Origin of the sequence: Pedobacter terrestris, assembly GCF_052343045.1 — a bacterium.
GTDB lineage: Bacteria > Bacteroidota > Bacteroidia > Sphingobacteriales > Sphingobacteriaceae > Pedobacter.
In genome coordinates this window covers 77,343-97,373 of sequence record NZ_CP180264.1, presented here as the reverse complement: position 1 = coordinate 97,373, position 20,031 = coordinate 77,343, and the positions used below count along the sequence as shown (strand labels likewise).

The following is a 20,031-nucleotide window of genomic DNA, read 5'->3' as shown; positions in this document are numbered from 1 at the left end:
TTACTTACCGATTAACAATCGGATGAATTAGAATATATGCTTAAGAAATTTATAGAGAGGCCGGTTTTATCTACGGTAATATCCATCATTATTGTAATTCTGGGGGTTTTAGGCTTAGCCACACTTCCGGTATCGCAATATCCCGAGATTGCTCCGCCTACCGTACAAGTATCTACATCTTACCAGGGCGCAAATGCCGATGTGGTAATGAATAGTGTAGTAGTTCCGCTTGAGGAGCAAATAAATGGTGTAGAAGATATGACATACATGACCTCTACAGCAAGTAATGACGGTTCTGCAACCATTACAATCAACTTTAAGTTGGGTACAAACCCGGATTTGGCTGCAGTAAACGTACAGAACAGGGTTGCACGTGCAACAAGTTTACTTCCTGCAGAGGTTACAAAATCTGGTGTAATCACAGCAAAAAGACAGGCAAGTAACGTATTGATTTTCGCTATTTACAGTGACAATAAATCTTTCGATCAAACTTTCCTTCAAAATTACGCCAACATCAACATCATTCCTCAAATTAAACGTATTAATGGTGTGGGTGATGCAAGTGCTTTCGGTACGCTGGATTACACCATGCGGATCTGGTTAAAACCAGATGTAATGGCAACTTACGGTTTGGTGCCGGAAGATGTGAACACTGCACTTGCTGAGCAAAACGTAGAAGCAGCTCCGGGCCAATTTGGTGAACTTGGAGACCAGGCTTTTCAATATACGCTAAAATATACAGGTCGTTTAAAAGACGAAACTGAATTTAGCAACATCATTATCCGTGCAAATGCAAACGGACAAACCTTGCGTCTAAAAGACGTTGCACGTATAGAACTGGGTGCACAAAGTTATGCCAGTAGTGTACGTTTTGATGGCAAAGCCGCATTGGGTATTGCCATTAACCAAACTGCCGGATCTAACGCAAAGGAAGTAATCGAAAACTCAATCAAAACCTTGGAAGAAGCACAAAAAACTTTCCCAAACGGCGTTCACTACGCTACATTGGTTGATGTGAATGATTTCCTTGATGCATCAATCGAAAAAGTAATTCACACCTTGGTAGAAGCGTTTATCCTCGTTTTCCTTGTAGTGTTCATTTTCCTTCAGGATTTCCGTTCTACCTTAATTCCAGCAATCAGTGTTCCGGTGGCTATTGTAGGTACTTTTTTCTTCCTTAGTCTTTTCGGTTTTACCATCAATTTATTAACTCTTTTCGCCCTCGTACTCGCCATTGGTATTGTGGTAGATGATGCGATTGTTGTGGTTGAGGCGGTGCACGCCAAGCTGGATGAAGGGTATACCGATGCTAAAAAAGCAACTATTGATGCGATGGACGAAATCAGCGGAGCAATTATATCGATTACGTTAGTCATGGCGGCTGTATTTATTCCGGTGAGTTTTATCTCCGGATCTTCTGGTGTATTCTATAAACAATTCGGTTTAACACTGGCTATTTCCATCATCCTTTCGGCCATTAACGCTTTAACATTAAGTCCTGCTTTGTGTGCATTGTTCCTTAAGCCACATGCAGACGACCATGAAAAATCTAAAAATTTCTTGCAACGTTTTTACGGTGCTTTTAATACAGCTTTCGATAGTGTAACTGCGAAATATAAAAAATCAGTTAGCTTTTTGTCTCGTGCAAAATGGATTGTTGGTGTTGCAATTGTGGTATTTACTGCCGTTTTGGTTTGGACAATGAGTACAACACCTAAAGGTTTTGTGCCCAATGAAGATTTAGGTACAATTATGTCTGACATTTCCTTGCCGGCTTCAACTTCACAGGAAGGGACAAATCTGGTAATTGCGCAAATTGACAGTATCGTACATACTATTCCGGAAATTAAAAACTCTCTTAGAGTTGTGGGGAGAAGTCTGATCAGTGGTTCTGGAAGTTCTTACGGAATGGTTATCGCAAGGTTACATCCATGGGATGAAAGAAAACGTGATGTTAAAGCCATCATCGGCGAGTTGTTTGCTAAAACAGCAAGCATTAAAGGTGCAAAAATCATCTTCTTTGCTCCACCAACCATTCAGGGTTTTGGTACAAGTGGAGGTTTTGAATTCCAGCTTCAGGATAAAACAGGTGGCGATATCAATAAATTCAACGATATCGGAAATTCCTTTCTTGCAGCGCTGAACAAGCGGCCTGAAATTCAATACGCTGCAACTTCATTTAATCCAAGCTTTCCTCAATATCAAATTGAGGTAAATGTTGCGAAAGTGAAACAGGCAGGTTTAACGGTAACGGATGTTCTGGGTGTTTTACAAGGTTATTATGGTGGTGTTTATGCATCTAACTTTAATAAATTCGGGAAACAATTCAGGGTAATGTATCAGGCCGACGCACAATTCAGAGCCAACGAACAAAGTTTAACAAGCATCTACGTGCGCAATTCGAGCGGTACAATGGCTCCGGTTTCTGAATTTATTAAGCTGACAAAAGTTTACGGACCTCAGGCAATCTCGCGTTTCAACTTATTTACTTCAATTTCTATTACTGGTAACCCGAATCCTGGATACAGCTCAGGAGATGCTTTAACCGCAGTACAAGAAGAAGCTGCGAAAACACTTCCGGCAGGTTATGGTTATGAATTCTCTGGATTATCCCGTGAGGAGATCAGCAGTGGTAGTCAAACCATTTTCATCTTTTTACTTTGCGTAATTTTTGTGTATTTCTTACTTGCCGCACAATATGAAAGTTATATCCTGCCTTTTGCAGTATTGATTTCACTACCTGTTGGTTTGGCCGGTGTATTTGTTTTTGACAAAATCTTCGGAATCGATAACAACATCTATACACAAATTACATTAATTATGCTTGTAGGTCTATTGGCCAAAAATGCAATTCTAATTGTAGAGTACGCAGTGGATAGACGTAGAAAAGGGATGAGTATTGTAAACTCGGCAATTGATGGTGCAACGGCACGTTTAAGACCGATTTTGATGACTTCTTTTGCATTTATCCTCGGATTATTGCCATTGATGTTATCCAGCGGCGTAGGTGCAGCCGGAAATAAATCAATTGGTACAGGTGCTGTTGGTGGTATGTTAATTGGAACAATTTTCGGAGTATTTGTGATCCCGGCGTTATTTATCATATTCCAAAGTTTACAGGAAAGAGTAAGTAATAAGTCTCCATTCAATGAAGGTGTAGACCACGAGCAAAGTGAAGAAGAATATAAATTGGCTACTACCAGCAAACATTAATTTAAAGAATATGAAATTCACATATAAGCATTCAATTTTTATCGGTGTAGCCATACTGAGTCTGAGCGCCTGTGTAACCCAAAAGTACACACGCCCGCAGCTTACTAAAGATGAATTATACCGTGGGCAAAATACGACTGATACAACAACCATGGCAGATTTGCCGTGGAAAAGTTTGTTTTCAGATACCACTTTACAAACCTTGATTCAGCAAGGCATAAATCAAAACCTGGATTTAAAACAGGCTATTGAGCGCATAAAAATTGCCGATGCAACGTTGAGACAAAGTAAAGCCGCTTTTTTACCGAGCTTACAAGGCGATTTATCGGTTACAGATGCAAAACAATCTGCGGCTGCATTAAATTTTCCGGCAGGAATTGGTATTAACCTGGAAACACAAACCTACAAAGCACAGTTAAGTACGGCGTGGGAAGCAGATATCTGGGGAAAATTAAGCAGCGCTAAAAGAGCTGCATATGCAACGTTATTACAAACAGATGCGGCAAAAAGAGCTGTTCAAACGCAATTAATTTCTTCAATTGCAAATGCCTATTACAATTTACTTGCTTTAGACAAGCAACTAAAAATTACAGAGCAAACAATAGAAATCAGAAAAAGTGACGTAGAAACCATGCGTGCATTAAAAGATGGTGCAATTGTAAATGGCGCAGCTGTTGTACAAAGCGAAGCCAATTTATATGCTGCAGAGGTTACCATTCCGGATTTAAAAAGAAGCATTAAAGAAGGCGAAAATGCATTGAATGTTTTATTGGCTCAAGCACCAGGAAGCATTAACAGAACAACATTGGATCAGCAAATTCCATACAGCGATTTAAAAACCGGTGTTTCTGCTCAGCTTTTGCAAAATCGTCCGGATGTAATTGCAGCAGAATTTGAATTCAGATCTGCATTTGAAAACACCAATCTTGCGAAAACATATTTTTATCCTTCGTTAACACTAACCGCCACAGGCGGACTTTCGACCTTGCAATTGAAAAACTTTTTCGACAATTCAATTTTCTACAATCTGATTGGCGGACTAACACAACCGATTTTTGCAAATGGCCAGAATAAAGCACGTTTGAGAACAGCACAAGCGACTCAGCAACAAACGTTCTTCGCTTTTCAGCAAACATTGCTTACCGGCGGACAAGAAGTTTCTAACGCTTTGTATGCCTATCAAACCGCAGAAGAAAAAGAAATCACTCGTGCGAAACAAATCGAATCGCTAACAAAAGCAGTAGATTTTACAAAAGAATTGTTGCGTTTTAGTTCTGCAACCAACTATACAGATGTTTTAACATCTGAGCAAAGTTTACTTACTGCGCAACTAAGTTCTATAAATGATCGTTTGCAGAAACTGCAATCCGTAGTTGAGCTTTACCGCGCTTTAGGTGGCGGCTGGAAATAACCCGGAAAAGCAATATTGCTAAAAAGGGCATCTTGATTAACTCAAGATGCCCTTTTTTATATCATCAAATTTCAGCTACTTTTTGTGTTTCTCATATTCTCGTCATTCTACATAAAAATGTGTTTTTCTAACCTGAAAGACACACTTTTTTTTGATGTGATACCAAAATATTGTATGTTTAAAGTTTTTTAAGCGACTAATTAAATAAAATTTTCATCATCTTCAATGTTACGCGTAGATAGCTCAAAACCTTGTAAAATTGTATACTCTTTGTGCAAACATGAGTATTTGGGCTATTTAATTGAACCTCATGTTGTTCAATTAAATCCGCATGGCGATTTCTCTTTCACCTACCAGCGTATTTTTACCAGCACAGCTGAAGAATTTAAATCTTGTTTAACGGATGTAGATTATAAACTGATTAAATTACTTGACGATATAGAGCAAGATGCATTAATCAAAAAACATTATAAGAAGCTGATCCGCCCTACAGAATTTTTCACAAAAATTTTCGATAGTAAATTTTATGAAACTGTAAGGCCAAAAATTGAAAAAAAACTAGGTGAAGCGCTGGAAATCATGAAAGTACATGATGAATTGTATTTGATGGATAAAGATGGCTGGCCGGTTGAGCGTAAAATTGAACTGGCCGATCAGCCTGCTTCTATCCTCTTTCATTTTAGACGTAATGAAATTGAAACACGCTATTTCCCAACCATAAAATATCAAAATCTGCGTATCGAATTTATGTTTAAAGATGCACAGATCATCAGCAATAAACCTGCATGGCTTTTATTAAATGATGTGTTGTATTTTTTTGATCAGGATATTGAAGGAAAAAAACTGCAACCCTTTTTAGCAAAAAGATACATTGCCATTCCAAAAGCAACAGAAGCCACTTATTTCGAAAAATTTGTAGCTCCGCTGATTGAAAAACACCATGTGTATGCTGAAGGATTTGAAATTAGAACAGAACAATTTGAAGCCATCCCGGTAATCAAGGTTTTGTACGTAGATGGTGGAATTTCTCAAATTCAGTTATACTTTAAATATGGCGAGTATACTTTCTCTGTAGAAAACGCACATAAAGTAACCGTTCGTTTAGAAAAAATTGGCGACGATTATATTTTCCACCGCATAAAACGATCTGCAGACTGGGAGAAAAAACAATTTAACCTTTTGCTTAGCTTGGGTTTGCGAAAAGCAAGTGCCTTATTCAGCAACCTGGAAGTTGCAAATGAAGAAGACAATCCAAGTTATGCGGCAATTAACTGGGTAAATGAACATATTGAAATTTTAAAAGCAGCTGATTTTGAAATTGAACAGGCAACCGGGCAGAAAAGATTTGTTTTAGGTGCCAGTAAAATAGATCTTGAAATTAAAGAAGGAAACGATTGGTTTGATATTCATGCCGTTGTTTGGTTTGGCAAATATCAAATCCCTTTCCTCTCTTTAAAACAACATATATTACACAAAAAGCGAGAATATTTACTTCCAGACGGTGAAGTGGCAATTATACCAGAAAAGTGGTTTACACAATATGGAAGTTTGTTTAGTCTTGCCGAAACCGGCGAAAACCTGAAACTTAAAAAACACCACATTGGTTTAATTAATGATTTGGCTGAAGACAGTTTGGCCAATGTTACGCTTGAGCGGAAGCTACAACGTTTATCCAATTTTGAGGATATTGCCGATACGCAAATGCCCGAACATTTTAAAGGCCATTTGCGCGATTATCAAAAAGCAGGCTACAATTGGTTCAGCTTTTTGCGCGAGTATAATTTTGGTGGCTGCCTTGCAGATGATATGGGTTTGGGTAAAACCATCCAGACACTGGCTATGTTGCAGAAAGCAAAGGAAGACGATCATTTGGCTGGTTCTCATACCACATCTTTAATCGTAATGCCAACATCGCTCATTTACAACTGGCTAACGGAAGCAAAGAAATTTACACCCAAGTTAAAGATACTGGCACATACCGGTTCTAACAGAAATAAAGATGTAGCCAACTTTGCCAATTATGATGTTATTGTAACTACGTATGGCGTTACCCGCGTAGATGTTGATGAGTTAAAGAGTTTCTATTTTAATTACATCATTCTGGATGAAAGCCAGAATATAAAAAATCCATCTTCAAAATCTTTCAAAGCGGTACGCAGTTTAAAATCGCGGCACAGACTAATTTTGAGTGGTACTCCTGTAGAAAACTCCGTAAGCGATCTTTGGTCGCAATTGACGTTTTTGAATCCGGGTTTATTGGGCACACAGGCTTTCTTTTACGAAGAATACGTTCAGGCAATTGAAAAAAAGAAAGATGAAGACAAAGCCAGAAAATTGCAGTCGCTCATCAAACCTTTCGTGTTAAGACGTACAAAAGAGCAGGTTGCGGCAGAATTGCCTCCAAAAACAGAGCAGGTAATTTATTGTGATATGAGCGAAGATCAGGCAGCATATTATGAAAAAACAAAATCTGCCTACCGGAACGATTTACTTCAAAGTATGGATGATGGTACTTTTGCTCAAAAACAAGTTCAGCTACTGCAAGGATTAACCGCATTAAGGCAGCTGGCCAATCATCCGTTAATGATTGATGGTTCTTACGTTTCAGACTCTGGCAAGTTTGAGAACGTGATCCACACATTAGATAACGTTTTAAAAGGCGGTCATAAAGTTTTGGTTTTCTCGCAGTTTGTAAAACACCTCGATATTTTTAAAAAACACTTTGAACGCGAAAATATTCCTTTCGCATATTTAGATGGTGGAACACGAAACCGCGGAGAAATTGTTTCTGAATTTCAGCAAAATACTGATCTCAAAGTATTTCTGATTTCTATTAAAGCTGGAGGTGTGGGTTTAAACCTTACGCAGGCAGATTATGTATTTATTCTTGATCCGTGGTGGAATCCGGCGGTAGAACAACAAGCTATTGACCGTACACACCGCATAGGCCAGGCAAAAAAGGTTTTCATTTACAAATTCATCGCTAAAGATACTGTAGAAGAAAAAATTCTTGCCCTGCAAAACAGAAAAAAATCTTTAGCCAGTTCTTTAATTACTACAGAAGAAAGTTTCTTTAAATCATTAAGTAAAGATGACATCCGCGAAATTCTAAATTAGGCGTCATGTAAATAATTGTTAATGTTAAAACTCTGAAGCCTAACTATTGTTAAACCTTTGGACAAAAAACATAAACATGGCAGCTCAAAAAATAGATATCGTTCTTAAAAACGTAAAAGACGCACTAAAATATCCAGAACTTTTTCAAAATGTTTCTGCATCAGAACGCTGGTTATCTGGCGCAACAGGAAGTTATTTACTTATTAAAGGTTTAACAGGCTTATTCCGCCACCCGGTAATTGGACTTACGGGAGCCGCAATTGGCGCCGGACTTCTATTTAGAGGAATTACAGGATATTGCCCTGTTAAAGATTTTGTTGAACAGGAAGAAGAAATCATTCCAGACGAAATCATTGTAAAAGAAACCTATGTAGTAGATGATTTGTCGTAATAAATTCAATACTAAATTTCCATTTGTTAAGAAACTGGTTAACTTTAAATGTTAAACCATTATTATGAGCAAGTACGCATTACTATTCATCCCTACTTTATTTGCAATGCAAACATTGGCACAGGATAAAAAAAATGATCCGGCAAAAGAAGCCGCAAAAACAGAGGTATGGGAACCCGTACCGAAAATTGTAACGCCGGGCAATTTACCGCAAGATGCACCTTCTGATGCAATTGTATTGTTTAACGGCCGGAATCTGGATGCATGGCACTCTGTAAAAGATGCTTCAAAACCTGCCGGCTGGACCATTGATGATGGTTTCTTCACGGTAAAAAAAGGAACTGGAAATATTGAAACCAATAAGAAATTTACCGATTACCAACTTCATTTGGAGTGGAGAATCCCAAGCAATATAACTGGCGAAAGTCAGGCACGTGGCAATAGCGGTGTGTTTTTGGCATCAACCGGTGGTGGCGATGATGGTTACGAAATCCAGATTATGGACAACTACAACAACAAAACCTACGTAAATGGCCAAACCGGAAGTGTATACAAACAAAGTATTCCCCTGGCAAACGCAAATAAAAAACCAGGTGAATGGCAGTATTACGATATTATCTGGAATGCGCCACGTTTTAATGAAGATGGAACAGTAAAGACGCCGGCAAATGTGACAGTATTTTTAAATGGTGTTTTGCTTCAAAATCACTACGTACTAAAAGGAGAAACCAGATGGATTGGTGCACCAGAGTACAAAAAACATGGAGAAGCATCTATAAAACTACAAGATCACGGAGATCCGAGTCCGCCGATTAGCTACAGAAATATCTGGGTTAGAGAATTATAATACTGAAACCTGCAGGCAACTGCAGGTTTTTTATTTTTTTGCACCTAAGTATTGGACAAATAACTCGCGTTTAATCATTTCCGCACCCAAACTCATTAAATGATCATTGGGCATTTGGCAATCAATTAAATCTACATTCAGTTCGCTTAAAAAAATCAGCGCAGCTTTAGATGCATTACTTACCTGGCTAAACATACTCTCGCCACAAAAAACATCGTTAACTTTTATTCCATATAAACCGCCAACCAGCGTTTTATCCATCCAGACTTCAACACTGTGGGCATAACCTTTTTGGTGTAATGCAACGTAAGCTTCCTGCATTTCAGTTGTAATCCACGTTCCCTCCTGTCCATTTCTTGGTGTTTCGGCACAATTGTAAATCACATCGGCAAAAGCCCGATCAATGGAGATTTCAAAAATTCCGGAAGCCATAACCTTTCTCATGCTTTTACTGATTTTTATCCTATCGGGATAAATTACGCAACGTTCATGTGGCGAATACCAAAGTATAGGCTCGCCTTCACTAAACCAGGGAAAAATTCCGTTCTGATAAGCTAAAAGCAAACGTTCCGTACTTAAATCGCCACCAATGGCCAACAAACCATCCTCTTCTGCAAGCGCAGGATCTGGAAAAATCAATTCATCATCGGGCAGTTGAAAAAACATGCACAAAAATAACAAGAAAACAAACATTAAACCCTTACGTTTTAAATATGTCAAAAAGCTTAAAATCATCCCACTATGAATGCAAATGACAATTTTTATAAAGTAAAGCATCTCTACAACCGTGCGGCCTTTGGCATTTCTTATGCCGAATTGAAAAAATTAAGCCACAAAAAACCCGAAAAAGTAATCGATACGCTTTTAAAAACGCCGAAAGAAAATGACGATCTTAAACAGGTAGACAATTTTGAATCTAAACGACAACTGTTGGTACAAGCTGGCCTGTATGCAAAAAAGGATCTTACAGAAGAGGAAAAGAAAACCAGGCAAGAAATTGTGCGGATGCAAAATGAAGTAAGCCGCGATTTGAATATTGCCTGGGTAGAACGGATGATTAACACGCCAACGCCCTTACGAGAGAAAATGACGCTGTTTTGGCATGGCCATTTTGCCTGCCGAAGCAACAACCCATATTTTGCACAACAGCTGAATAATATACAAAGGGCAAATGGACTTGGGAGTTTCAAAACTTTACTTCTTGAAGTATCTAAATCGCCTGCCATGTTGCAGTATCTGAATAACCAACAAAATAAAAAAGACCATCCAAATGAAAATTTTGCAAGAGAGTTGATGGAACTTTTTACGCTTGGCCGCGGCAATTATACCGAACAAGATGTTAAAGAATCTGCACGCGCATTTACGGGATGGATGTATGATAAAGATGGTTCTTTCATCTTCAGACAAAACCAACACGATACCGGAACTAAAACATTTTTCGGTAAAACCGGAAATCTTGATGGCGAAAACATTATTGATATTATTCTGGAAAAACCTGTGGCTGCCGAATTTATTTCGAGAAAAATTTATAAGTTTTTTGTAAACGATCAGGTAAATGAACAACATGTAAAGGAGTTGGCTGATCATTTCTACAACTCTAAATATGACATTACCGCATTGATGAAAAAACTTTTTAATGCCGATTGGTTTTACAGCACAGAAAATACAGGCAACAAAATTAAATCTCCGGCAGAATTTTTAGTGGGTTTAAGTCGAGAGTTTTTTGTCACCTACAACAAACCTCAGGTATTAATTCAATTGCAAAGCAGTTTGGGGCAATACCTGTTTAATCCGCCAAATGTTGCGGGCTGGCCTGGCGGGCAAAATTGGATAGACAGTTCCTCGCTTATGTTAAGAATGCGTATTCCATCGCTGGTTTTAAATGATGGCCAGATTGATTTCAGCGGCAAAGCCGATCCGGAAGATGAAGCGGTAATTGCACTCAATAAAAATGCGACAGCAAATGCCAATACTAAAGCAAAACCTAAATCTTTTGTTGATGCAAAGGCGGATTGGCCAAAATTTCTAGACACTTTTCCTAAAGATTTAAGCCCGGTAGCGCTTGCAGATTTCTTACTTCAGCCAAAAATAACTAACAAAATCACTTCATTGGTTAAAGACAATAAAGGTTTAAGAAATACTGCAGTAGAGATAACCAGCATGCCAGAATATCAGCTCTGTTAAGTTTTACAATCAACCAAAATTCGAGATGAACAGAAGAAATTTTTTAAGAAATACGGGTTTTGTAGCTGCCGGATCGTTATTTGTTCCTGCGTTTATGAAACCTTTGGAAGCGATGGCGCTTGATGAATTATCGCTTTATAAAAACCTTGTTGTGGTACAGCTTTCTGGGGGAAATGATGGCCTTAACACGGTAATTCCTTTCGGTAATGATATTTATTATCAGAAAAGAAAAAGTATTGCAATAAAACCCGAAGAAATTATAAAACTAAATGATATGCAGGGCCTAAATCCGAACATGGCTGCTTTGCAAGAAATTTATGATCAGGGATGGATGACAATCATTAACGACGTGGGTTATCCAAATCCAGACCGTTCACATTTCAGATCGATGGATATTTGGCAAACGGGTAGCGATAGCAGTCAGTTTCTTTCTACCGGTTGGATTGGCCGATATCTGGATAGCAATTGCCAAACCTGCAAGTTTCCATATACGGCAATTGAAGTAGACGATTCTTTATCACTGGCGCTGAAAGGGCAATCTAAAAAAGGCATCGCATTGAAAGATCCAGCGGCATTGTTCCGCAATACTAATGATCCATTTTTCAAATCCATGCTTCAAAATGATAAAGAACATCTGGATGAAGACAATTTGGGCTATTTATATAAAACGATGATTGAAACCTCCTCATCGGCTAGTTACATCCAAAATACCTCAAAAGTATACCAGTCAAAATTTACCTATCCAACAACCGGCTTTTCCAATCAGCTAAAAACGGTATCGAAATTTATTTCATCTGGATTAAAAACCCGCGTCTATTACGTTTCGTTAAGTGGATTTGATACACACGTAAACCAGATTGGACAACAAGGCAATTTACTTAAACAATATAGCGAAGGCATGGCTGCTTTTATCAAAGACCTGAAATCGAACAACAAACTTGATGATACACTGGTTATTACATTTTCTGAATTTGGCCGGCGTGTAGAACAAAATGCGAGTAATGGAACCGACCATGGCACAGCAAACAATATGTTTGTTTTTGGCGGAAGATTAAAAAAACAAGGCATTTTTAATGCCGCGCCTAATCTAACAGATCTTGATACTGGCGACTTAAAGTACCAGATTGATTTTAGAGAAGTTTATGGTACGATCCTCGATAAATGGCTTGATGTAAACAATGCAGATATCCTGAATAAAAAATTTAATTCACTGGATTTTATTTAACGGTTTTGTAATCAAGAGGCTGTTTCATCAATAATATTGATTGGATGTAATGGCCTCTTAACATTATATTTTAAAATCAAAAAGGCGGTTGCCGAAGGTTATCACCTATTTTCTTTTGAGAATGTATATTTTTTGCCCCGATGGTGTGGTATAAGCCTGAAAAAGTACGTAACCCTGAGCGGCCATTTTATTGACAAATTCAATTCCAGAGCTATATTCCAATTTTTTGCCATCCTCTGTTCGAACGAAGTTATCGCTTACTCTCTGGCCGAAATCCAGATTAATCCAGGCAGTTTTTGAAAATTGTGTAACAGCAGCTTCTACGTATTCTGTTTTAATATCTGCAAGTTTAAAACCACTAACGGTTTGCGCGCAAAGATTTTCTATAACGAACGCCCCAAGGACGATCATTAAAAAAATGATTTTTCTCATATCGGAATATATTAGTATTTGCCTAATATAGCAAGAAGCTCTAAACCTACAAAGACCCTTAAATCCATATATTGTAACATTTTTGGCCTGAGCCGATCTATAGTTAAATAACTGATATGAATTTTTTAGGCAACATTATCTGGATTATCTTCGGCGGCATTTTTATCTTTTTTGAATACATTATTGGAGGTTTAATCCTTTGTCTTACGGTTGTAGGCATTCCATTTGGCATTCAATGTTTCAAATTTGCAATAGTCGGACTTGCGCCTTTCGGTGTACGGATAACAGATACCTCTTCAAACACGGGTTGTCTTTCTACTGTGATGAATGTAATCTGGTTGTGCTGTGGTGGTTTCTGGATTGCTTTAACGCATTTCTTCTTCGGGATTTTACTTTGCATTACCATCATCGGGATTCCATTCGGCAGGCAGCATTTCAAATTAATGAACCTGGCTTTTACGCCTTTCGGGAAAACAATCAGCTAATAAAATCCGTTTATGCTGGCTTATAAAAGCAATGTTACCTTTTAGAAACACAAATTCAATTTGTATTTCCTAATTTAGCGGACTTGAAAAAGCATAAACAACATATTAAACAATATCTCTCAGCAATTATGCTGGTTGTTTTTGCTATTGCACTAACGCCTTGGAGTGTTTTACACCATCATGAGCCGCTTCCTGTTATAAAAAACGAAAAAAACTGCAAACACATTACTCATGTTAAAGCCAGTGCAGAAAATTGTTTAATCTGTAATGCAAGTTTTGAAAAGAATTACGTACAAACACATAATGTGTACAGGGTTTTTCTTTCAGCCAAGATATTTAATCCGACAGCGCCTGTTTTAAAAAGTTCTTTTGTTCAAATTAAGCGCTGTTTTCTCCGCGGGCCTCCTTTATCGTAATTATTCCTTATTCAGAAACGCCATAATTACGCGTAGTCTAATTTTTTATTTCTTATAAGATCCGGCAATTTGCATCAGCGCAAATGCACGGAAATTTACTATTTAACATTATAAATATGAAAAAATTACAGCTTATTGGCCTTGTAATTCTATATACTTTACTCAGCACAACTGCGTTTGCGAGCGTTTTAAAAGATATTAAAGGAAAGGTTATCGATGCCGCTACACAACAATCGCTCCCTGGAGCAACCATTTATATACCAGACTTAAAAGTTACTGCAGTAACCAACAATGATGGAGAATTTACATTGAACAATTTGCCATCGAAAGGATCTTACCTTATTGAAGTGCATTACGTTGGTTATAAAACTGCAACTAAAATTGTAAATCTGGCTGCTTCCGGAGCGTTGGATTTTGAACTGCAGCCAACTGCAATAGAAACCAGAGAGGTTGTAATTACCGGAAGTTTAATTAGCAGTACCAGCAAAAGAAACAGTGCATCTTCTGCAGTTGTAGGGAAAGATCAATTGTTGCAGCCTTCTACCAATTTGATTGATGCGTTGGCAAAAGTTGCAGGCGTATCGCAAATTACAACCGGACCATCCATTTCAAAACCCGTAATCAGGGGTTTGGGCTACAACCGTATTGTAACTTTAGACGATGGTATTAAACAACAAGGACAGCAATGGGGCGATGAGCACGGTATCGAAATTGATCAATTCAAATCAGACCGTGTAGAAATTTTACGCGGCGCGGCTTCGTTAATGTATGGCTCTGATGCACTTGGTGGTGTAATCAATTTACTTGAGCCAAGTACTGCACCAGAAGGCCAGGTAAACGGAGAGTTTATCAGCAATTATTCTACAAACAATGGCTTAACCGCAAATTCGTTGATGCTTACCGGAAACCAGAATGGTTTTGTTTGGAGAGCTCGTGGCACGTATAAAAATGCCTACTCATTTAAAACACCAACCGGTTATTTTCCAAATTCTGGTTTTAATGAAACCGATATAAGCGGAATGGTTGGATTAAACAAAAGCTGGGGTTATACTCACTTAAATGTATCTAGCTTTAGAAACAACATTGGTTTTTTTGAAGGAGATACAGATGATAATGGAAACTTTGTAAAAGAAGATGGATCTGCATTTATTACCGGCGATTATAAAAGCCGCGACTTGGCATATCCCCGTCAGGACATCAGACATTTCAAAATTGCATTAAACAATAACTTTATTTTAGGCAATGGAAATTTGAAGGCCGATTTCGGTTTTCAACAAAACCAGCGCAGAGAATTAGAAGATGGCCCTGATCCATCGTTATTTTTCGACCTGAAAACATATAATGCAGATTTGAAATATTACATCCACGAAACCAATGGATGGCAACCTGTTTTTGGTGTAAGTGCCGATGCTGGCAATAGCCAGAACAAAGGAACAGAATTTTTAGTTCCTGCTTATGATACTTACGGCGTTGGTGTATTTGCTTATGCAAAGAAAAACTGGGAAAACAGTACGTTTAGTGTTGGTGCAAGATACGATTACAGAAAGAATACAGGCAAACAATTGCTAGAAGATGGTGAGGAATTGTTCGCGCCATTTAAAAATAACTTTTCAAATGTAAGTGGAGCTTTGGGTTTTACGCATCAGTTTAGCGAGCAATGGAACTTTAAAGCAAACGCGGGTTCTGCATTCCGCGCGCCAAATCCGGCAGAACTTGGCTCAAACGGTGTTCATGAAGGTACTTTCCGTTATGAAGTTGGAAACCCAAATTTAAGTCCGGAGCGCAGTTACCAGGTAGATGCTTCATTAGAATATGAAGGAAAAATGGTAAGCGCAAGTGCAAGTATTTACAACAACTACATCCACAATTTTATTTACGCCTCCAACAATGGCGAAACCATTGATGTTGATGGAACAACTTTCCCAGTTTATCGTTACGGCCAGGTCAATGCCAATTTATATGGAGCAGAAGCTACATTGACCATTCATCCGGTACCATTCATTCACTTCGAAAATACTTTTGGCTACGTACATGCACAAAACACAACATTAAACAAGCCACTTGCATTTACACCTGCCGGAACTTTGAGAAACGAATTGCGTTTTGAACCTAAATTAAAAGGTACAAATGATGCGTATTTATCGGTTGGTATAAATTCTGCATTTAAACAAAGTAGAGTAGATCAAATTTTTGAAACACCAACAAGCGGTTATACGTTGTTGAATGCCGGTATTGGTGCAACCTTTAAATTCGGCAAACAGCCCGTACGTTTGTCCGTTTCGGCAAATAACTTATTGGATCAAAAATATTATGATGCTTTAAGCAGATTCAAACCAGGAAGATTTAGTTATGAAAATCCAGATTTGGGCGTATACAATCCAGGTAGAAACATCACATTTGGCTTATATATTCCATTTGCATTGGTTAAATAACATTTATTAAATCATAAAACAGGAGAAGAGGCTTTGGCCTCTTTTCTGTTTTTATACCCAAAGGTTTCCCAAAACTTTTACTGCGGTTATGCTTTTAAAATTAAATTGATTTAACAGGTTATTTAGATTAATTTTAAATAACTTTGCAACACACATCCCTACAATAAATTTCGAAACATTATTGAGGGAGAAATGCGTATCTATTCAAAAATTGTCGGTTCCGATAAATATATTTTCCAAATCACCACCAACGCAAAGTCCAATGATGAGGAATCATTTTATGAACAGCATTCTGAAAATGTAATTGACGGATATTGCAGTTTTAAAAGTCGGCAGTTTTACGGCAACGGATTTTGTATTGTTGAAACCAGCATGCAAACCCAAAAAAAGATTATCGATTGTTTTGCTGTGCATGGCGGGCATGTGATGCTTTCTTTCTTTTTTCAAGGGCATTCCCGTGTTATAGATTCGCAAAAACAAAACGATTTTATTTTGGATGAAGGTCTTATGCGTTGTCATTTTCAGCAAAACAGTTTAAACCAGATTGAAATGAGTGGCAATAGCAATGTGCGATACGTCTGTATCATTTTATCTAGAGACTTTTTTTTAAATGCTATTTATGGAAGAAATATTTTTAATGATCAGTTAAGCAGCTGCGTTCAAAATAACATACCATATCCTTTAAATAAATGTGGCTTGGCGATAAGTCCGGAGATGAATAGAATTTTATCCAGCCTTTGCGGAAACACTTACAGCGGGAAATACAAACGATACTTTACCGAGCTAAAAATCAAAGAACTTTTGTTTCTGTTTTACGAGCAGCAGGCCCGTAAAAACTCATCGGCGATGCCTTTTTTATACAAAGAAGAGTTGAGATATGCATAATCATTTAAAAATCAGATATTTGAATTTTAAATATATTTAAATTGTAACATATTTGAACCAAAACAGTGAAAATTATGTTCAATTAGGTTAAAATAATGAATCATTAAACTGCGTCATTGCTTCCGGATTATTGCCGATTTTAATTAAATTACGGTCAACACGATATGCTGCCATGGCTGTATCATCGCACGGCTCCATAAGATGTATAACTTCTTCTTTACTGATATTTGGATCTAGCCAAGAATCTATTTGCGAATCGCTCAAGATAATTGGTTGGCGAAACTTAGTATTGTGAATGTCGGCCATTAGCTCATTGGCAGGGCCAGTTATAATTGAGAATGATCTGATCCACTGGTTTGTTTCAGGGTTTTGATAGTTTGCGTAAATGCAAGCCAAATTAAAATAAGGCTGTTCTTTAGGGTGAATGAAGTATGGTAGTTTATCTTTGCCGACTTCCTTATATTCGTAAAAACCATCTACAGGTAAAATGCACCGCTTGGTCATGATGGATCCTTTAAAGGATGGCTTCTCAAAAATTGTTTCACCTTTCGCATTCAAAGTGTTATTGGATAATGCCAGCATTTCAGATAATGGCTTTTTCCAATTGGGCATTAGCCCCCACTTCATGGATATAGTTTGCTTATCACCATCTTTGTTATTTGCCAAAGTCCATAAATCAGGATGCGAAAATCCATTTGCATGGTAATATACTGGCTGACCTGGCAACTCTTCAAATAATGGAGCTTTATAATGCTTCACTAGTTCAGTGCCTTTAACTTTTTGCGATACACGATAACACATGTACGAAAGTATCAATTTACTTCAACAATCACCACTTCATCAAATCCTTTCTTAGAAATTACCAGATTGATCCTTTCTTTAAAATCGATAAAGTCATATATGGTATCTTGAATAGCTGAAGCGAATTCTTGTAAACAAGTATCGGTGCGCACCGTGATCATGATTGTTTCTTCATCCGTGTATTCAGCGCGGATGATCACATTGAACATTTCTTTCAATGTGACGTGGAAGTTTGATCTGGATAATACCTTGCTAATGTGAGGAAGAATATCTGGTAGCAAGGCTTTAAGTTCGGGACTATCTGTGGTAAAAAAATCTGCATCACGAATCATAGATCCAATAAAAACGCCCTCAATATGTACATAGTAAATACCTTCATCAATATGGATGATGCAATCCTGATCTATCTGGCATCCAAGTGGTTTTATATTGAAGTGAAAGCTGTACATGCACACATCAACATTTTTATGGTAAATTGGTTTTCTCCCACTCCTCAATAATATCTACCAAAGGATAAAGATCTCCATAGCAATAATCTGGATTAGGAATCTGGAGGCATACTCTCCAGCCAATATTATATTTAACAACCTGTCCCCAATAGAATTTCCCAACCATTAAGTGGTACGAGCTTCCACCGCCTCCGCTTGGAGTTGTTAATTCTACTTCAATGTCCCCGTCTGGAAAAGCACCAATGAATTTTATACATCTTGCCGCCATTACTCAAGGTGCTGGCAGATTTTTGCGAAAATCAGGTTATGAATATCGCTGCCGTCAAGCCGGTGATAAACTCCATCCCTTTTTTGTAGATAGCCCTTAAATGATTTGTTGATTGATACACGATAAAGAAAATCATCACCTTTCACGCCTTCAATAGATATAACATCCGGACCTATTTTAATATCTCTCTGTACTGTTGCTGCTTTAACTGTATTCATCTTTATTTACTTTTTGTTTTCGCTTGATAATAATCGATTACTTTTTGGGAAAAGCTTTCACCACGTTCCCGAAGCAATCTAGTTTCAACCTCCATCTGCATAAGTTTTTCTGCTAATGCTTTGTGATACGCTTTGATTCCTGATTGCGGGTCACGAATTGAGATATTTTCTAAAACAGTTCGGATATTGATATTTGTATCTCGGTGATTTGCATATTTAGCATAAAATTCTTCTGGTGTATACCAAGTATTAGTTAGTTTATTGTAGAGCCAGCAATTTGCCCGCTTTGCTTCTGCGACAATAGACATATTAGTAAATGTGCCCATTTGCTTGTCGTGAAAACTTTCCAAATGTGATCCGCCTGCGATTTTCATTATGCAAATTTTACTAATATTTTTAGCAAACGCAAAATCAGTTATTAACAAAAAAGCCCTCCGATCTGGAAGGCTACTTTTAAAATCTTATTAAATCAAAGTTTGCGTTGACTGATGGCCGCCACCGATCGGATTGTGGATACCAGGTATAATTGCCTTGAATGCTAAACCGGCCTAAGTCTATTCTGGCAGCGGGACCGAACCCCATAGCTCCTGTTTGCGGGTTATAATTTGCCGCGGCCTGTATCCTCAATCCAAAATCAGGCTGATCTTGTTGAACTGTTAATTGTTGAGCACCATTAACAGTAGTTCTTTTATCGTTGGAATAAATATCAATGTAACTCTTTTTAGCTCCTAAAAACCATTTCCGCTTCCAATATTGAACTATGTTCAGATCTGCGTTGTATGCAAAATCAAAATTACCGTGATCCATCGTATCTATCCCCGCCGGCGGAGTATACCGTAAATTCTTGATGAATTTATCCTGGTATTGAAAAGCCACTTGCCCATTTGTTAATATGATCTGTTTGGCTTTTAAATTTTCGGCTTTTAATGTTGCGTTGATAGATAAAAGACTTTCAATTTGTCGTTTTTGAATACCTAAAGCCAGAGCCGTTGTATCCATAATACCTTTACTGATTGCAACCTTATCAATATCTCCTACAGATACGATATTTTTAGCCGCTTCAATTGTCACGTGCTGCAAGCCATTCTTATCAACTTCCCTTGCAATTATTGATGCCTCAGTTTGAATGTCTTTCTTCACGCCTGAATTAAGCAATTCTTTATTATCAAATTGATGTTTAAAATATAAAGCAGTTCCGGCGGCCGCCACCGCAAAAAGCAGTAGAGATATGACTGCATAAATCTTCCAGTTTTTCAT

18 protein-coding genes are annotated in these 20,031 nt (G+C 37.8%); 10 read left to right on the top strand and 8 right to left on the bottom strand.

Going from position 1 to position 20,031, the window contains the following annotated elements; genetic code table 11:
* Positions 1-36 precede the first annotated feature (36 nt).
* The 5 genes from ACJVDH_RS00550 to ACJVDH_RS00530 all read left to right on the top strand — a co-directional run bounded on the left by ACJVDH_RS00550 (position 37) and on the right by ACJVDH_RS00530 (position 8,979).
* Positions 37-3,213 carry an efflux RND transporter permease subunit gene (locus ACJVDH_RS00550; RefSeq protein ID WP_443945634.1) on the top strand — a complete coding sequence of 1,059 codons (3,177 nt, stop codon included), beginning with the start codon at positions 37-39 and terminating at the stop codon, positions 3,211-3,213.
* Between the two features lie 10 nt (positions 3,214-3,223).
* The gene (locus ACJVDH_RS00545; protein ID WP_443945633.1) at positions 3,224-4,624 is read left to right on the top strand and encodes an efflux transporter outer membrane subunit; all 1,401 of its coding nucleotides are present in this window, start codon (positions 3,224-3,226) and stop codon (positions 4,622-4,624) included.
* Between the two features lie 225 nt (positions 4,625-4,849).
* A complete protein-coding gene (locus ACJVDH_RS00540; RefSeq protein ID WP_443945632.1) occupies positions 4,850-7,741 on the top strand; it encodes a DEAD/DEAH box helicase in 2,892 nt (963 codons plus the stop codon).
* 76 nt (positions 7,742-7,817) lie between these two features.
* On the top strand, positions 7,818-8,132 hold the full coding sequence (locus ACJVDH_RS00535; RefSeq protein ID WP_443945631.1) for a YgaP family membrane protein: 315 nt from the start codon (positions 7,818-7,820) through the stop codon (positions 8,130-8,132).
* A 64-nt stretch (positions 8,133-8,196) separates the two neighbouring features.
* Complete coding sequence (locus tag ACJVDH_RS00530) at positions 8,197-8,979, top strand: 3-keto-disaccharide hydrolase (protein ID WP_443945630.1); 783 nt, start codon at positions 8,197-8,199, stop codon at positions 8,977-8,979.
* A gap of 30 nt (positions 8,980-9,009) precedes the next feature.
* Here ACJVDH_RS00530 and aat read toward each other — a convergent pair whose 3' ends face one another.
* Positions 9,010-9,645: a leucyl/phenylalanyl-tRNA--protein transferase gene (aat, locus tag ACJVDH_RS00525; protein ID WP_443945629.1), complete on the bottom strand. Its 636-nt coding sequence runs from the start codon at positions 9,643-9,645 to the stop codon at positions 9,010-9,012.
* Between the two features lie 75 nt (positions 9,646-9,720).
* On the opposite strand from aat, the gene ACJVDH_RS00520 reads away from it, so the two are divergent.
* Together ACJVDH_RS00520 and ACJVDH_RS00515 are read left to right on the top strand one after the other, a co-directional pair.
* Positions 9,721-11,163, top strand: a complete 1,443-nt coding sequence (locus ACJVDH_RS00520) for a DUF1800 domain-containing protein (RefSeq protein WP_443945628.1) — start codon at positions 9,721-9,723, stop codon at positions 11,161-11,163.
* Between the two features lie 25 nt (positions 11,164-11,188).
* Complete coding sequence (locus ACJVDH_RS00515; RefSeq protein WP_443945627.1) at positions 11,189-12,388, top strand: DUF1501 domain-containing protein; 1,200 nt, start codon at positions 11,189-11,191, stop codon at positions 12,386-12,388.
* 105 nt (positions 12,389-12,493) lie between these two features.
* Here ACJVDH_RS00515 and ACJVDH_RS00510 read toward each other — a convergent pair whose 3' ends face one another.
* Positions 12,494-12,820 (bottom strand): hypothetical protein, encoded by a 327-nt coding sequence (locus ACJVDH_RS00510; RefSeq protein WP_443945626.1) that lies wholly within the window; start codon positions 12,818-12,820, stop codon positions 12,494-12,496.
* A gap of 116 nt (positions 12,821-12,936) precedes the next feature.
* Here ACJVDH_RS00510 and ACJVDH_RS00505 point away from each other — a divergent pair, with 116 nt between their 5' ends.
* The 3 genes from ACJVDH_RS00505 to ACJVDH_RS00495 all read left to right on the top strand — a co-directional run bounded on the left by ACJVDH_RS00505 (position 12,937) and on the right by ACJVDH_RS00495 (position 17,038).
* Positions 12,937-13,305 (top strand): YccF domain-containing protein, encoded by a 369-nt coding sequence (locus ACJVDH_RS00505; protein WP_443945625.1) that lies wholly within the window; start codon positions 12,937-12,939, stop codon positions 13,303-13,305.
* A gap of 532 nt (positions 13,306-13,837) precedes the next feature.
* Positions 13,838-16,153 (top strand): TonB-dependent receptor, encoded by a 2,316-nt coding sequence (locus ACJVDH_RS00500; RefSeq protein WP_443945624.1) that lies wholly within the window; start codon positions 13,838-13,840, stop codon positions 16,151-16,153.
* A 192-nt stretch (positions 16,154-16,345) separates the two neighbouring features.
* Positions 16,346-17,038, top strand: coding sequence for a hypothetical protein (locus ACJVDH_RS00495; protein WP_443945623.1), 693 nt, complete (start codon positions 16,346-16,348; stop codon positions 17,036-17,038).
* Between the two features lie 87 nt (positions 17,039-17,125).
* Here ACJVDH_RS00495 and ACJVDH_RS00490 read toward each other — a convergent pair whose 3' ends face one another.
* The 6 genes from ACJVDH_RS00490 to ACJVDH_RS00465 form a co-directional block, all read right to left on the bottom strand.
* Positions 17,126-17,839, bottom strand: a complete 714-nt coding sequence (locus tag ACJVDH_RS00490) for an SOS response-associated peptidase (RefSeq protein ID WP_443945622.1) — start codon at positions 17,837-17,839, stop codon at positions 17,126-17,128.
* An 11-nt stretch (positions 17,840-17,850) separates the two neighbouring features.
* Positions 17,851-18,288, bottom strand: coding sequence for a hypothetical protein (locus ACJVDH_RS00485; RefSeq protein WP_443945621.1), 438 nt, complete (start codon positions 18,286-18,288; stop codon positions 17,851-17,853).
* Positions 18,289-18,304: 16 nt separating this feature from the next.
* Complete coding sequence (locus ACJVDH_RS00480; protein ID WP_443945620.1) at positions 18,305-18,556, bottom strand: hypothetical protein; 252 nt, start codon at positions 18,554-18,556, stop codon at positions 18,305-18,307.
* Positions 18,556-18,774 (bottom strand): hypothetical protein, encoded by a 219-nt coding sequence (locus tag ACJVDH_RS00475; RefSeq protein WP_443945619.1) that lies wholly within the window; start codon positions 18,772-18,774, stop codon positions 18,556-18,558. Before ACJVDH_RS00475 ends, ACJVDH_RS00480 begins: the two co-directional genes overlap by 1 nt.
* Before the next feature lie 2 nt (positions 18,775-18,776).
* Positions 18,777-19,148 carry a hypothetical protein gene (locus ACJVDH_RS00470; RefSeq protein WP_443945618.1) on the bottom strand — a complete coding sequence of 124 codons (372 nt, stop codon included), beginning with the start codon at positions 19,146-19,148 and terminating at the stop codon, positions 18,777-18,779.
* Between the two features lie 79 nt (positions 19,149-19,227).
* Positions 19,228-20,031, bottom strand: a complete 804-nt coding sequence (locus tag ACJVDH_RS00465; protein WP_443945617.1) for a hypothetical protein — start codon at positions 20,029-20,031, stop codon at positions 19,228-19,230.

Coding starts and splice junctions, on each gene's coding strand:
- ACJVDH_RS00550 (WP_443945634.1), top strand. CDS start 37: ATGCTTAAGAAATTTATAGAGAGGCCGGTTTTATCTACGGTAATATCC.
- ACJVDH_RS00545 (WP_443945633.1), top strand. CDS start 3,224: ATGAAATTCACATATAAGCATTCAATTTTTATCGGTGTAGCCATACTG.
- ACJVDH_RS00540 (WP_443945632.1), top strand. CDS start 4,850: ATGTTACGCGTAGATAGCTCAAAACCTTGTAAAATTGTATACTCTTTG.
- ACJVDH_RS00535 (WP_443945631.1), top strand. CDS start 7,818: ATGGCAGCTCAAAAAATAGATATCGTTCTTAAAAACGTAAAAGACGCA.
- ACJVDH_RS00530 (WP_443945630.1), top strand. CDS start 8,197: ATGAGCAAGTACGCATTACTATTCATCCCTACTTTATTTGCAATGCAA.
- aat (WP_443945629.1), bottom strand. CDS start 9,645: ATGTTTTTTCAACTGCCCGATGATGAATTGATTTTTCCAGATCCTGCG.
- ACJVDH_RS00520 (WP_443945628.1), top strand. CDS start 9,721: ATGAATGCAAATGACAATTTTTATAAAGTAAAGCATCTCTACAACCGT.
- ACJVDH_RS00515 (WP_443945627.1), top strand. CDS start 11,189: ATGAACAGAAGAAATTTTTTAAGAAATACGGGTTTTGTAGCTGCCGGA.
- ACJVDH_RS00510 (WP_443945626.1), bottom strand. CDS start 12,820: ATGAGAAAAATCATTTTTTTAATGATCGTCCTTGGGGCGTTCGTTATA.
- ACJVDH_RS00505 (WP_443945625.1), top strand. CDS start 12,937: ATGAATTTTTTAGGCAACATTATCTGGATTATCTTCGGCGGCATTTTT.
- ACJVDH_RS00500 (WP_443945624.1), top strand. CDS start 13,838: ATGAAAAAATTACAGCTTATTGGCCTTGTAATTCTATATACTTTACTC.
- ACJVDH_RS00495 (WP_443945623.1), top strand. CDS start 16,346: ATGCGTATCTATTCAAAAATTGTCGGTTCCGATAAATATATTTTCCAA.
- ACJVDH_RS00490 (WP_443945622.1), bottom strand. CDS start 17,839: ATGTGTTATCGTGTATCGCAAAAAGTTAAAGGCACTGAACTAGTGAAG.
- ACJVDH_RS00485 (WP_443945621.1), bottom strand. CDS start 18,288: ATGTACAGCTTTCACTTCAATATAAAACCACTTGGATGCCAGATAGAT.
- ACJVDH_RS00480 (WP_443945620.1), bottom strand. CDS start 18,556: ATGGCGGCAAGATGTATAAAATTCATTGGTGCTTTTCCAGACGGGGAC.
- ACJVDH_RS00475 (WP_443945619.1), bottom strand. CDS start 18,774: ATGAATACAGTTAAAGCAGCAACAGTACAGAGAGATATTAAAATAGGT.
- ACJVDH_RS00470 (WP_443945618.1), bottom strand. CDS start 19,148: ATGAAAATCGCAGGCGGATCACATTTGGAAAGTTTTCACGACAAGCAA.
- ACJVDH_RS00465 (WP_443945617.1), bottom strand. CDS start 20,031: ATGAAAAACTGGAAGATTTATGCAGTCATATCTCTACTGCTTTTTGCG.